The 14,398-nt window shown below is 45.2% G+C and carries 12 protein-coding genes; 8 read left to right on the top strand and 4 right to left on the bottom strand.

Going from position 1 to position 14,398, the window contains the following annotated elements:
* Nucleotides 1-9 precede the first annotated feature (9 nt).
* Nucleotides 10-4,878, bottom strand: coding sequence for an endonuclease (locus ACVBDY_RS07650; protein ID WP_447174878.1), 4,869 nt, complete (start codon nucleotides 4,876-4,878; stop codon nucleotides 10-12).
* A 317-nt stretch (nucleotides 4,879-5,195) separates the two neighbouring features.
* Complete coding sequence (locus ACVBDY_RS07645) at nucleotides 5,196-6,170, bottom strand: GlxA family transcriptional regulator (RefSeq protein WP_447174877.1); 975 nt, start codon at nucleotides 6,168-6,170, stop codon at nucleotides 5,196-5,198.
* A 326-nt stretch (nucleotides 6,171-6,496) separates the two neighbouring features.
* On the opposite strand from ACVBDY_RS07645, the gene ACVBDY_RS07640 reads away from it, so the two are divergent.
* The 6 genes from ACVBDY_RS07640 to ACVBDY_RS07615 all read left to right on the top strand — a co-directional run bounded on the left by ACVBDY_RS07640 (nucleotide 6,497) and on the right by ACVBDY_RS07615 (nucleotide 11,226).
* The gene (locus ACVBDY_RS07640) at nucleotides 6,497-6,955 is read left to right on the top strand and encodes an SRPBCC family protein (protein ID WP_447174876.1); all 459 of its coding nucleotides are present in this window, start codon (nucleotides 6,497-6,499) and stop codon (nucleotides 6,953-6,955) included.
* 13 nt (nucleotides 6,956-6,968) lie between these two features.
* The gene (locus ACVBDY_RS07635) at nucleotides 6,969-7,304 is read left to right on the top strand and encodes a hypothetical protein (RefSeq protein WP_447174875.1); all 336 of its coding nucleotides are present in this window, start codon (nucleotides 6,969-6,971) and stop codon (nucleotides 7,302-7,304) included.
* 59 nt (nucleotides 7,305-7,363) lie between these two features.
* Entirely contained in the window at nucleotides 7,364-7,597 is a 234-nt protein-coding gene (locus ACVBDY_RS07630; protein WP_447174874.1) for a hypothetical protein, read from the top strand.
* 172 nt (nucleotides 7,598-7,769) lie between these two features.
* Nucleotides 7,770-8,909: a M23 family metallopeptidase gene (locus tag ACVBDY_RS07625; protein ID WP_447174873.1), complete on the top strand. Its 1,140-nt coding sequence runs from the start codon at nucleotides 7,770-7,772 to the stop codon at nucleotides 8,907-8,909.
* A 75-nt stretch (nucleotides 8,910-8,984) separates the two neighbouring features.
* Nucleotides 8,985-9,683 carry a lycopene cyclase domain-containing protein gene (locus tag ACVBDY_RS07620; protein ID WP_447174872.1) on the top strand — a complete coding sequence of 233 codons (699 nt, stop codon included), beginning with the start codon at nucleotides 8,985-8,987 and terminating at the stop codon, nucleotides 9,681-9,683.
* A gap of 238 nt (nucleotides 9,684-9,921) precedes the next feature.
* Nucleotides 9,922-11,226: a retropepsin-like aspartic protease gene (locus ACVBDY_RS07615; RefSeq protein WP_447174871.1), complete on the top strand. Its 1,305-nt coding sequence runs from the start codon at nucleotides 9,922-9,924 to the stop codon at nucleotides 11,224-11,226.
* A gap of 25 nt (nucleotides 11,227-11,251) precedes the next feature.
* Here ACVBDY_RS07615 and ACVBDY_RS07610 read toward each other — a convergent pair whose 3' ends face one another.
* A complete protein-coding gene (locus tag ACVBDY_RS07610; RefSeq protein ID WP_447174870.1) occupies nucleotides 11,252-11,992 on the bottom strand; it encodes a tetratricopeptide repeat protein in 741 nt (246 codons plus the stop codon).
* 2 nt (nucleotides 11,993-11,994) lie between these two features.
* A complete protein-coding gene (locus ACVBDY_RS07605; RefSeq protein WP_447174869.1) occupies nucleotides 11,995-12,579 on the bottom strand; it encodes an RNA polymerase sigma factor in 585 nt (194 codons plus the stop codon).
* Between the two features lie 139 nt (nucleotides 12,580-12,718).
* Here ACVBDY_RS07605 and ACVBDY_RS07600 point away from each other — a divergent pair, with 139 nt between their 5' ends.
* Nucleotides 12,719-13,162, top strand: coding sequence for a hypothetical protein (locus ACVBDY_RS07600; protein WP_447174868.1), 444 nt, complete (start codon nucleotides 12,719-12,721; stop codon nucleotides 13,160-13,162).
* 67 nt (nucleotides 13,163-13,229) lie between these two features.
* Nucleotides 13,230-14,222: a hypothetical protein gene (locus ACVBDY_RS07595; protein WP_447174867.1), complete on the top strand. Its 993-nt coding sequence runs from the start codon at nucleotides 13,230-13,232 to the stop codon at nucleotides 14,220-14,222.
* Nucleotides 14,223-14,398: the final 176 nt, after the last annotated feature.

The following is a 14,398-nucleotide window of genomic DNA, read 5'->3' as shown; positions in this document are numbered from 1 at the left end:
AATATTCTCTTACAACTTCAGTATTTTCTTTGTGATCGCAGGATCTCCCCCGGCAGGCACTATCTTACAAATATAGATTCCCCTGCGGTAGCCGGAAAGGTTCAGTCCTATTTTATTAGAACCCGTATTGACAGACTTTTCTTCGGAGTATACCTGGTTACCTCTCTGGTCATAGAGTTGAACTATCACCGAAGTATCCGTATTGCTTTTCAGGACCACATAGGTGTTCCGCAATACCGGGTTGGGAAATATAAACACATCTGATATTCCAGGCTCGCCGGAATTGCCGCATGAACCTAGCGTAGCGCCTATCCTGAGTAATTGTTCCGCCGCTATTTCAGGTAAACAAAGTGTTTTTCCTTTATAACAAATCTGTATCTTATTAAAGAAACGGTCATTGCCACAAAGTATATCTTCCGCTTCCACTGTTATTTCCTGCGAGGCAGAACAACCGGCGGCATCGGTTACCGTAAAGGTGTACACCGTAGTTTCTTCGGGACTCACTGTAATACCGGCTTCCGTATCTCCGGTGCTCCACAAATAGGTATATTCTCCGGTTCCGCCGGAAACAGTGGCCGTTAGTACCGCAGACTCCGCGGGGCCGTATCCCGGATATACTTTCGTATCTCCTTCCAGGGTTATAAGCATGGCTTCCGGCTCCCCTATTTCCACTTCGGAAGAGATCTCAGCACCGTAAGCATCTGTTATGATCACCGAATATTCGCCTGCGGGAAGTCCGTTTATACCGGCCGTATCTCCTCCGTTACTCCACGTATAGGTATAAGGAGGTATTCCTCCGGAAACCTCTACAAAGGCCGTTCCGTCACTTTCTCCGTTGCAGGTTACGTCCGTAGCTTCTGTACTTACAACTTCCAGGGTAGCGTGCATCCGGAAGCGGGCCGAGACCGGAAAGTGGTCCGAAGTGGTATTGGAGTAGTTACTGCCGTAAAATTCGTACCCCACACGAGCCGACCCCTCCATAAAACTATTTTCCAGTTCGTTGGATATCATAATATGGTCTATCATATTTTCCCGGAATACATAGGAGCGGAAATTTTGGTCACTGAGCGTCGAAGATACCACACTATAACCGGCAGCATCGTTTACATAGGCTTCATAAGTGGTCACCGTGGTATTCACGTCATCCGCGACGGTTTCATCCACATCGTCATTAAAGTCTCCAAGCACTATGAGATTTGCATCCGCATACATGGCATCCAGGCTGTCTTTCAGCACTTCCACATCATATTTGCGCATATCATACCTGGACTGCGCACCGCTGCTACTATTAGCCCTGGCGTGAAGCGCAATAAAATTTATCTGCTCCGTTACTCCTTCAATAGTAACATTGGCTTTCATCAGGTACGGAAGACGTCCGCTGGCAAAAAAACGGGTAGGATCGTCCGGATATCCCACAAGGGCGCTATCGTCCCCTCCGTTATAATACGGATGTATACTGGCCAGCAAGGGTTTGGTTTCTACGGGGCTTATCACAGCCGTTCTATAAATAAATCCGACCTTTTGTTTAATACCGCTATCATTGGGATAAGAAGTATATTCGGACAATACGTAATCATAGCCGTCCATTTCGGTGACCATCTGGGCAAACAGGGTATCGTCGGATATTTCTTCCACGGCGATTACATCAGCATCCAATGCCATGAGGACTGCTTTAACGCTGTCTTTCTGAATCTGGTCGGAATCAGGGTCTCCGGATGGCGGCGCATTGGATTCGTCGCCAAACCACTCAATGTTCCAGGCCACTACATCAAGCGTCTGATCTTTGGGAATATCCAGATCATCCCCTTCCGGAACATATTCTTCTGCACAGGCAATATCGGTCCTCATACGGGGCAGCAGCTGGTAAACATCCTGAAACTTTCCGACTACACCGGTTATTTCCTCACAGCTCTCCGGTTGCGCCAATCCCACTATAGGCTCCACATCATTATCAATACGCAGTTCTCCCGAACCTTCCGTATCCGCAAGGATATAATTGGAGTTACCGAACAGCATATCGCCGGGAACGGGAAATGACACCCCGCTTATCCGTACGAGCTCTCCCGGGTGATTTCCCATTTCCGCCAGGCCGATCTCTACGGGTTCAATAGGGTTATTTGCAGGGCCGTGTCCCGTAACCAAAGTTACCGGGCTTATTTGCACCTGGTTGTTAAAGGCACTTCTCGTACCGGTAAGAGTTATAGAATCTCCTATCAGGAAAGTTCCGGCACCGTGTACGGACTGATCGAACACCGCTATACCTCCCGTACTGTCCTGAATATATGCCGACCCGGCAAACTGATCGGAAACCGTCAGCACTCCGGAAATAGTTACTGTAGTCCCATCCGCCACACTTCTGGCTTCAGCTACGGAAATCGGCTCCCTAGGCTCCGTGGTTCCTCCATTGGCAGTTCCGGGCGTAGGTAGTGCGGGAATATAAGTCGATGTGTTCCGGGCGCCTCCGGACCCATTGGGCATGCGTTGCAGGGAATGATTGTCCTTGTCTCCTTCTCCGGCTTCATCAACCTGTGGTTCGCCGGGATTCAGTAGAGTGAGTAATTCCTGATCGTCCGTATCATTCGTATCGTATGCAATAGCATCTACCAGGTTTTCGGTGGTCAATGGTGTACCGCTGGGAAAATCGGCAGCGGTACCGCTATATAAAGCTACTGCATCGGCACCATTCTGAAGGGTGTTACCCGGGAAAACGATGGACACATTAGGTACATTCTCGTTCCCCAGAACAAAATATCCATCCGTATTCGTACTATAACCCGTAAGGTCAAAAGCAGCGTAACTCTGATCATTGGAACCGTTGTAAAGAACCAGGACCATACCGTCAAGGGAAGTATTTCCCGTTCCGCCGTCATAGAGTTCTACAAATTCCATGGTATCCGTTCCCGGCGTATCGGAATCGATCTCATTAATCAACACATTCTCCGTTCCGGGGCCTGTGCTTCCATTAACTGTTCCGGGTGTAGGCAATGCCGCAACATAGGTGGATGTGTTCCGGGCACCTCCGGACCCATTGGGCATGCGTTGCAGGGAATGATTGTCCTTGTCTCCTTCTCCGGCTTCATCAACCTGCGGCTCGCCGGGATTTAGTAAAGTCAGTAATTCCTGGTCGTCCGTATCATTCGTGTCGTATGCAACAGCATCTATCAGGTTTTCGGTGGTCAACGGTGTACCGCTCGGAAAATCGGCAGCGGTACCGTTATATAAAGTTACTGCATCGGCGCCGTTCTGAAGGGTGTTACCCGGGAAAACGATGGATACATTAGATACATCTTCGTTACCCAGAACAAAATATCCATTCGTATTCGTGCTGTAACCCGTGAGGTCAAAAGCAGCGTAACTCTGATCGTTGGAACCGTTGTAAAGAACCAGGACCATACCGTCAAGGGAAGTATTTCCCGTTCCGCCATCATAGAGTTCTACAAATTCCATGGTGTCCGTTCCGGGAGTGTCAGCATCTATTTCGTTGATCAGAACTCCGGTTCTGTTGTCCTCTCCGTTACCGTTAGTTCCCCCTGGTGTAGGTGAAGCCGCACTATAGGAAGAGGTATTCCCAGCCCCTCCCGAACCGTCAGGCATACGTTGCAGGGAATGGTTATCTTTATCACCTGCTCCCGCCTCGTTCAGTTGTGGCTGGCCTGAATTCAGAAGTGTTAGCAATTGCTCATCATCCGAATCATCAGTATCATACACTACAGCATCAATGAGGTTTGCTGTGGTGAGCGCCGTACCATTCGGAAAGTCCGTTGCCGCACCGGTATACAGTGTTACCGCATCCGTACCGTTCTGAAGGGTATTGCCCGGAAAAACGACGGACACATTAGGCACATCCTCATTCCCCAAAACAAAATATCCTTCTGAATTGGTGCTATATCCCGTGAGATCAAAAACGGCATAACTCTGATCGTTGGAGCCATTATACAATACGACAACCATACCATCCAGGGAAGTGTTTCCTGTTCCACCGTCATAGAGCTCTATAAATTCCATAGTGTCTATCCCCGGTGTATCGGAATCGATCTCATTGATAAGAATATCCGCAGTAGGTGTGGGATCAGGGCTGTCCCCAAAACGGTTTTCTGCCTGAGGGCCACCCCAAACTGAAGTAGCAAAAGCAGGGTTATCAATAAACGGGTTGCGATTCCCTTGTAAGTTTTCCAGTATATTATTCCGGTTTATTTCGTATTGCGAAACCGGGTCTTCGGCATTCCATTCCAGGAAAATATCCATCATCTCGCTGCTGTAGGTCTGTGATCCCGTTCCTACGGCAGAAGGCAGACAACGATTTCCGTAACGGAGGTACATATACATCACCATCCGGGCAACATCGCCTTTCCATTCATCGCCGGGATACCAGGAATTACTCACTCTTCGCGCATTTCCGCTGGCATCGGCAAAAGGAAGATTTCCGCGATCTCCATTAAATCCGACATCTGAGGCCCGTAAATGATGTGCATCCGATCCGGGGCCGGAAGTTCCCAGGTTGGGATTACCGAGCGATTTGGCAAAGACATGCTCGCGGTTCCAGTCTCCCGTATTCCCTCCGTTATTATCCTTATCCCGTGTCCGGTCGGTCTTTATATTGCCGTCGTTATCGTTATAGCCGTAAAGCAGTAACACATTTTCCGGATTATCCGGATCAAGGTCCGTTTGTTTCAGTGCTTCCCATACTCCGGGAGTGTAACTCAGGTTGGTAGTATGGGTTTGTGTTATCAGGGTAACAAGTTCCGTTTTCAGGTTATTGCCCGTTTGGTTTACATCTGTCCCGTTATAGTAAGAAGGCACCTGTGCGAACAGTAAAAACCCTGGGCATAAAAGGGTTACAAACAGGAAAGATAATCTGGCAGCGTAGAGTTTCATCATATTTAGTGTTTTTTTAACATTATCAAAACTACTAATAATATCCCAAAACCCCTTGTTAAAGGGTAAGGTTTATCCTTAAAATAACATTCGCTTTACACGATCATTTCTACTTGTTTTAGAGGGATACCCAGAGTATCACGGCCAAAGTTTTAGGTCTGAAACCTAAACGTTAAGCCAGGCAACCCTGATCTTTAACTCATAATAACAATGCTTTAGCTGAAAAGGGATAAGATTTGACCAAAACAAGGATGTATTTAGGTAAATTAACCTCCCGTTTAAGCAAAATGATCTCCTTTTTAGTTAAAACGATTTCCTTTTTACGCGTTCAGCACCACCCCTTTGAACTTTTCACGATAAGCTACTGGCGTGGTCCCTGTGTCTCTTTTAAACAGTTTCCGGAATGATTTCTCATCCCGGTATCCTACATCCAGCATAATTTCCATGATGCCTTTATTGGTCTGTTCCAGCATTTTTTTAGCAGCTTCCAAACGTATCTTCTGAAGGTAAACTATCGGGGTAACCCCTGTCGCCTTTTTAAAGCGCCTGACCATGTTCCGGCGGCTGGAGGGGACTTCGTTTACAATTTCTTCAATGGTCTGTATCTCCGGGTACATTTCATTGATATACTGTTCAATTCCCTTTACCAGTTCGTCTCCGTGGTTGCGGTTGGGAGTAAACGTACCGTAGCAGGCCTGTTGTTCCCGGTCCATATCTATGGCAAACATCTTGGAGATATAAATAGCAGCCTCTATCCCACAATATTTTTTGATGAGATGAAGCATCAGGTGAAAGCTGTTGGTTGCTCCTCCACTGGTGTAGACACCCCCGTCTTCGGTGAGTATTTCCCGGGCCTGTAACAAAACATTCGGGAAACTGTTGGCAAAGGCAGTGGTGGCGTTGATATGCGTAGTCGCCTTTCTTCCGTTCAACAATCCCGATGCCCCTAAAAGGAAAGCCCCGGTACAAAAACTGGCGATCTCAACACCTTGTCTGTGCTGTTCATGCAGCCACAGGATGATATCACGGTTATCCCCTATCAGCGTCCTGATGTCTTCCGAAGCAAAGGCAGGGATCAGGACCAGGTCCGTACGGTCCACCTCGGTTACGGGCCTTGTCGTAAATTCACTATACCGGTCTTTATAATGTTCATCCGCACCATAAAGCAATTGGATATCAAAGAAAGGAGGCGCACCCGCTTCCGTAAAATACCGGTTTACCGACTGGAAAACATCCAGCATGGCGGCCACGCTGAGCAGGCGGTGATGGGAGGTCAATAGAATTGATAGTTTCATTGGGATATTTGGTTTTTATATAGATGTTTCGGGTATAAAGTTTTACACGTATTCACATATGACCATCCCTCTTAATTGTAACACAAACAATTAAACTACAGGGACTTATTTTTAAAAAAATCTTATGAAACAAGCCTTTAAAGATACAATTTTGTCCCGAATCCCCCTATAAAATGGCTTTATAAGCTCCTTAAAAACAAATATAACAAGCTAATTTAGCAATAAGTATTATTTAGGGAGCAGGGCCAGGAAGTTTCCTGATGAATACAAACATAGATTTACTCCCGATACCCAGTAGAAAGATAGATTACGAATAGAAAACAAATATGAAGAACAACTCAAAAACACCATCGGTTATGGCAGATATAGAGCACATCAATTACATTAAAGCACCTGTTTCCGAAGTGTATACCGCACTCACCACAGTAAAGGGCTTATCAGAGGTGTGGACGCAAAAACTGAAAGTACGGCCGGAGGAAGGCTATACCAACGAATTTGATTTTGACGACGACTACGCAACCAAAATGAAAGTGGTGCATCTAACAGAGCACAGCAAGATCGTATGGAATTGTGTGGAATCCGATCCGGAGTGGGTCGGCACTTCATTGATATTCGATCTTACTGAAAAAGACGGTGTAACCGCCGTGATACTTAAGCATACAGACTGGAGAAAAGTGACGGAATTCTACCGCTGGTGTAATTATAACTGGGGAATGTTCCTGCTGAGCCTGAAAGGATATTGCGAAGACGGAAAAGGCTTACCGTTCCAGGAACGCAAATTTTAAAAAACCGCCTGCTATGCCCATAGCCCATTGTTTTGTAAAGCGAAAGAATATCCCGCAAACTCTGCTGGATTCTATAGTCAGGGAATGGGGCATGCGTATCGGGGTAGCAGAAAAGGATATATGCGTAAACCTGGTCAGCGATTTTATACAAGCCGGGAAGTCCTTTGAGGTTATGGTAAACCTCTACCTTCCCACCCTGTGGGCCGAAGAAGATATCCTTAACATACAACAAAACCTGCTGGAAATCCTGTCGGAAAACCTCCGTGTCGGGAAGAAAGATATTTTTATTATGACTTCCATGATCCGGCCGGGCCATGTTGTGGAAGACGGACAAACTATCCGGTGGTAACCTGTAACATTTTTCTTAAAACCCGGACTAATGAGGTATATCCCAAAAAAAGAATAACTATGCCCGTATACAATTTTGAATCTACCGTGGAAATTTTCCGTACCGATGTGCGGGATGAAATCATGGCTGACAAAGTGGTTTCCGTGCTACTCGATAATTTTCCGGAAGCTACCATCAACTTCGACCTGGAAGATTGCGACCGGATATTGCGCATAGAGGACATCCGTATAGATACGGAAAAGGTGAAGAACATTCTGCATACCTACCAGATACATGTAGAATTGATCTTTTAAAATCCGGTGTTAACCTCCATCGATTGAAAATCCATGCACATACATTGTTGCATGTTTACAGATTGAATTCTGCAAAAAAGACAGCTTAAAGAAGTACAAAGTATATAGCTATAGTAATTTAAGTATATTAGTCATCATAAATCCCACAAAGACGGAAGATACAATTAATGCTATGGCTCCACGAATAAAAGGATTATACCGGGCATTATTTATTCTACTTCCCGGAATACTTTTCGGACAGGAATATGTGCAAACCCCGGATATACGTATCGGGTACCAGCCGGAAATTGTTATCATAGCCGGTAAACCCACGGTTTATTACGAATTGCACATCACCAATTTTTCCGACAGTCCCATACAATTTACCCGGCTGGATATCACGGAACAACCGGACAGTATCCCCGTATTCTCCATAACAGGTGATGAATGGCAGTTTCGGCATAAAACAGCAGGCACGGCAGAACCACTTACGGACAATGTATTACCACCAGGAGGGGCCAGTGTTATTTTTATGGAATTTATCCTGCCTTCCACAATAAAAAATAAATCCCTAATACACTACTTTCGGTTTATACATCCGGGGGATACCCAAACCAAACCGGTTTCCTTCACCGGTCCGGTACTTGAACCCCGGGAAACTACAGTTATCCTGGGCCCACCGCTATGTGGCGGCCCCTGGACTGCGATCTACAGTCCGGACTGGGCACGCGGACACCGCAGAGTGTTCTATACCGAAAGAGGAAAAGCGCGGATACCGGGGCGTTTTGCCATTGACTTTATGCAAACGGACAGTAAAGGTAAACTTGTAAAGGGCGATAAAGACCAGGTAAAAAATTGGTACGGATACGGCGCTGATGTACTTGCTGTTGCAGACGGTACGGTAGCATCAGCCAGGGATGACTTTTCGGAAAGTGCTACCATTTCAGAACATCCCAAATACCCTGCGGGTAAGGCTACCGGAAATTATGTCTCCCTGAATATCAGCAAGGATCGTTATGTCTTCTATGAACACCTGAAACCGGGAAGCATCCGGGTAAGGCTGGGACAAAAAGTTAAAAAAGGTGAAGTTATTGCTTCACTCGGTTTTACCGGACAGTCCACAGGGCCTCACCTGCACCTGCATGTGGCCGATACCGACTCACCTTTGGGAGCGGAAGGTCTTCCCTTTTTGTTTGAACACTTTTCCCTTCTTGGCCAATATAATGTTTTTTCGCGCTTCGGAAAAATGCCCTGGGACCCTGCAAAAAAAGATTCGAAACAGGTAAAATACCGGGAAAGACCGGCTCCCAACGCCGTTATCAGGTTTCATTAAGAAAATGAAAAATTTTCTGATGTAAAGCAAATTTGTTAACTTTATCGATATCAGACCAACCATTATTACACCTCCATGGATCAATATATCTATTTGTTCATTTCCGTGTTTTTATGTGTGCCCTGGATTATTTTCTTTCGTTCCAGGCCCGATTTAAGAAGAAAAATACTAAAAGCAAGTCTAATAGGAGGCTTTGCAGGATTGATCGCGGAATTCTGGTATTTCCGCGACTACTGGCGCCCTCCTTCCTCAGTTGGTTCTGCCACTGTTTCCCCGGAGGATTTTTTGTTCGGCTTCTTTGTTACGGGGCTGGCCGTATCTGTGTATGACGTGGTTTTCCGAAAAACGGTTTCCAACGGGGAGCGACGCAGGAAAAAACACTTTACCTCTCTTTTTCTGACGGGGGTCGGAGCCCTTTTTCTTTTCAACAACTTGCTGGGGTTCCATTCCATTTTTGTCAGTTCCATTTCCTTTATTATCTTTTCAATAATAATGGTTACTGTCCGAAAAGACCTGTGGAGACCTTTACTGGCCTCCGGAATACTTATCCTGCTGCTCATCATTCCGGTTTACGCGATCATTTTTAACCTCATATCACCCACTTACTGGGATTCATACGGACTGTTGTCCGGAACTCCCTACGGAGCCACTATCCTGGGAAACATCCCGTTAACTGAACTGCTGTGGTATTTCTCCTGGGGATGTATGGCAGGCATAGCCTACGATTTTGCATCGGGGAAAAAGAAAACCGCCCTATTCAGGTCTGAAAAATAAGCCATTGTACCTATAGAATTTCGCTATTTTTCCGGACTTTTACCTTTGTGCCCCACTTTTTAATACAATCGCCAATGAAAATTCTCTGCATTTTGGAGAAAAGGACGTAAGACTATTTAGTCTTGTGATACAGAAAGAATACCGGATTATATGTCATTCAAAATTAGCAGTAATAATTGTTTGAGATTTTGTCCATAATTTAGCTGACAAACCCCATAATTCACTAAAAAACAACAACATGAATACTCCCCTCCCTTCCTGTAAGTGGGCTATTATAATCTTCCTTATTTTTTCAACGCTGACAACTTTTGCCCAGGTGGAACTTAAAAAAGACAAAGAACTTTATCTTAAAATTGATTCCTTGATCAATGCAAAGGACTATTTCCGAGCCCGGAAAATATATTCGGAAAACACGAACCGTCTCTCCCAACTCCACAAACTGAAAACCGGATTCTTCCTGAATAATGTATTTAATCGTCCGGATTCATCCATCCATAAGATGAACCTTCTCTTGGGCAAGTACGGCTCCGAAATTCCCGATAGTCTTAAATTCAGGATACTTTCCATAGGTCATGTCAATTATTCCAAATTATACGATTATAAAAAAGCAAAAGAAACGCTGTCCCTTTTACTTTCGGAATATACAGACCGTATGACAGGCGAAGAAGAGGAGGATTACAGAAATACCCTGGCCATCTGGTCAGCGCTGGAAGGGCAGCCAAAACAGAAAATCGAAATGAACAGCACCGTAAACCTGAAAATTTCCCGGGACAAGGCACAACTGCAGAACCTGTTGGTGTCTCTGGATTCCGAAGAACAGTATTTTGTTTTTGATACCGGGGCCAACCTGTCTACTATTACCGAAACGGCTGCCAAACGTTTCGGCCTGAAACTACTTGATGGCACCATAAATGTAGATGCTATTACCGGGCACCAGATCAAGTCAAGGATCGCAATCGCCCCGAAACTACACCTTGGCAGCCTGACGATCTGCAATGCGGTTTTTCTGGTATTCCCCGACGAAGCACTGGCCTTTCCGCAGATAGATTACCAGATACACGGTATCATAGGCTTTCCGGTTATTGAGGGTATGAAAGAAATACAGATTACCCGGGAAGACAGGTTTATCGTGCCCCTGGAACAAACATCCGGTAAAGAAAGAAATCTCGCTATAGATTTTCTGACCCCTCTCATTTACCTGAAAGACAAAACAGGTACGGGCACCTATTCCCTGGACACCGGGGCCATGAGCAGTATGCTGTACAACACGTATTACGAAAAAAATGAGAGCCTGCTGAATAAAAATTATGAAGAAACAGACGTCACTATAGGCGGAGCAGGGGGCCTTATTACCAAAAGAGGAATGTATATCTCTTTCTTGCCGGAAGTGGGAAACAAACAGGTTACTATGGACTCGATCATCGTTCTGAAAGAAGCCCTCAAACCCGACAACCATTACCTCGGTAATATCGGGCAGGACCTCATTGGTAATTTTGAAAAAGTAACCTTTAACTTTAACGATATGTTCATACGTTTCGACTGACCGAAACGCTGTGATTGGTCATAGGCTATTCCGGCAATCTTTTCAACAGTTTTTGAGCTTCAGCATACCTGTCGGTATCTTCCGGGACCTGTTCCAGTATTCCGGCACAGGCCTCATAATCTTTTTGCTTGAGTTTGCTCAATGCTCGATACCACATGGCCTCCGTACGGAATACGGAACGCGAATCCATTAATGCGGAAAACCCGGTATCCGCTTCTTCATACCGCCCCAGTTCTACAAGAGATACGGCATAATAAAGCGATATTTCCGCATTGGTCCCGTCCGCTTTCAGTATATCTTCGAATAAGACAGACGCTTTCTCGTAATCTCCTGCATTAAAAGCGGTTTCCGCCTGCTGCAATAGTGTATTCCCCTCTCCCCTCATCGCAAGGCTCAACTGCGGGTAATCCGCATAATCTTCATAAACCGGTATACTTATTCTACGCGAAAAGAAAATCCCCAGTATTACCAGCACACTCGCAGCCACGGCTATCTGCCAGAGCTTCAGCTTACGTAAACCCTTACGGGGCTCCATATCTTTAAGAAAGTATTCTTTCGATATATCCGATACCTTATTCCGGAAGGTCTCCGTATCTTCTAATTTACCAAATGTACGGTCGAGATAAGCCGATGCTTCCTTATACAGCGTCAAAGATTCCTTTAATTCGTCGTCATATCGCAAACGCTCTTCCAGTTTCTGCTTTTCCTCCTCGGAAAGTGTACCGGAAACATAGTCCTCAAATAAAATGTAGTCTTGCTCTTCCATCGTCAGGAGGATTTTATTTTTTCATATTCGGGTGACCGGCGGATCATTTCGGTTAGCTTTCCGATGCAAAGTGATTTCTTCTTTCGGGCGTAAGCATAGGTTATACTCAGTGCTTCCGCTACCTCTTCCATCGATTTTAAACGGAAAGATGTTTGCAGCAACTCCCTGCACACCTTACCGAGACGATTAAACATTACGGTGAAAAGCTCTTCTTTTTCACTGAAAATATCTGCTTCCATAACCAGTTCTTCCGCACCTTCGTCCTTATATACGTTTTCATCACCTGTTGTTACCTCCCTCCCGGAAGATTTTTTTAACCGGTTCAGCCATTTCCTTTTGCATAGCAGAAAAAAATAAGCATCGAACGGGCAACTGAGCTGCAGGCCTTTATCCCTCGCCTGGTTGTAAATAATAACCAACACCTCCTGGATAATATCTTCCGCATCATTGCTATTTCCGCTGTTGTTACGAATGTAATGCACCACTTTGGGTACAAACCTGTCATAAATAGACTGTATAACCAATGCATTGTGTTGCAACAGCCCGTCTATATACTTCTGGTCTTCATGTATTTTACTTTCCGCCATACCAACAGAATTACCGAACTAAAATAAAAAAGTTTTCGCAGAGGGGTAACAAAATAACGGGCTATTTGATATAAAGATGAAACAGAGAAAGAGTTGCACTCAAAAAAAAGAAATTATCAAAACCCAAAAACAGTACGTTATGAGAAATTCAATTTTAATTATCGCAATCGCAGTATTTACTTTTTTGAATGTAAATGCCGCAAATAAAAAAATGACCTTAAGCACTTCAGCCGAAGTTGCGGAAATCATAAAAGACCATATTACAAAAGTTTATGATTGGTCTGTAAAAACAGATAAAGGTGTGTATAAAGGAACTTCACCAAATACGGAACATGCCAACACTATGATAGCCATGGTATGCCGGGGAGAGTTTGTCATAGAAAAGGAAATAGTAAGCTTTTATGTGCCGGAAAACGAAGCAAAAAACAATGAAAAGAGAAATTATTTCTGGGAAGTTGAAACAGCTACCGGATATGCAAAAGGTTATGCTTCAACCGAAGATTACGCTCATAAAATGATTGCTCTCGTCGCTTCCGGTGAAGTCATTATGTCCAAAATAATTTTCAGTCAGCCAAGACAATAACCTCCGAAGATCACCGAGTTTAAAAATCCTATAAGAAAATAAAATATTAATCCAAAAAGAAGAAATCATGAAAAATGTAAAAACACCATTGGCCATTTTAGTTCTGTCAGCACTTCTGTTCACAGGTTGTTCCCTGAGCGATGACGAAGGGATCACCCCCATAGAAGAACCCCCATTCGATCCTCCGACAGCCGAGGCGTTTAACAGTTTGAGGGACGCTGCCCTGCAAGACCGGTTACAGACTGCCCAGTTCAATGCGGAAGACGGTATTACTTTCACTTCGGAAAACGGGGTAACCCTGAATATATTTCCCGGATGCCTTACGCTCGACGGGGATGCGGTTACCGGCGAAGTAGACCTGGAATTTATGGAATTTTTCGAAAAGGAAAATATGCTCCCGGCCAACAAGCCTACAATGGGACTCACTCCGGAAGGTGACAAAGCGCTTCTTATATCCGGAGGAGAATTCTATGTAAATGTCACCCAAAACGGGGAAGCACTGGAATCCGGCTGCAACATGCAAATGACAATCCCGGCAGACCTGACCGGAGGGCCGGACCAGGATATGACCCTTTGGGCAGGAACCATAGACGATGACGGCAACCTGGAATGGGATGAAACAGGAGATAACGACAACGGACAGGACAACGGTGTATTTGCGGAAGGCGACCAGTATTTCGCGTTCTTCGGGGAATTCGGCTGGACCAATGTAGACCGTTTTTACAACGATCCGAGACCCAAAACCACATTGCAGGTGCAGGTCCCGGAAGGTTTCACCAATGAAAATTGTGCCGTATACCTCTCTTATGACGGTGAGGGAAATGCCCTGGCCCTGTTAGACACTTTCGATGCCAATACGGGTACCTTTTCAGAACATTACGGACAGATCCCGGTGGGATTGGAAATGCACGTCATCTTTGTCACCGAGGAAGACGACCAATGGCGATACGCTATCCAGGGAGTCACCGTGGGCGAGAACGATATTTACACGTTTACGCTCGAAGATACGACCACAGGCAGCGAAGAAGACCTGGTCGATGCCATAAGCGCACTGCCGTAAAAATATATCTGGTTTTTTAGGTTTGTTCATGCAGAAATCCCGCCCTGTCCGATCAAAGGTTGCGGGATTTTCTTTTTATTGCAACACCCCCTGTGTCAATTACTTTCATATTCACTGCCCGCTTATCCTTTTTATCTCATTCCGGATACAAACTTTTTCGCTACATTTGAGACACC

Source organism: Sinomicrobium halophytocola (genome assembly GCF_052983395.1).
This window is presented reverse-complemented; position numbering and strand designations above follow the sequence as displayed.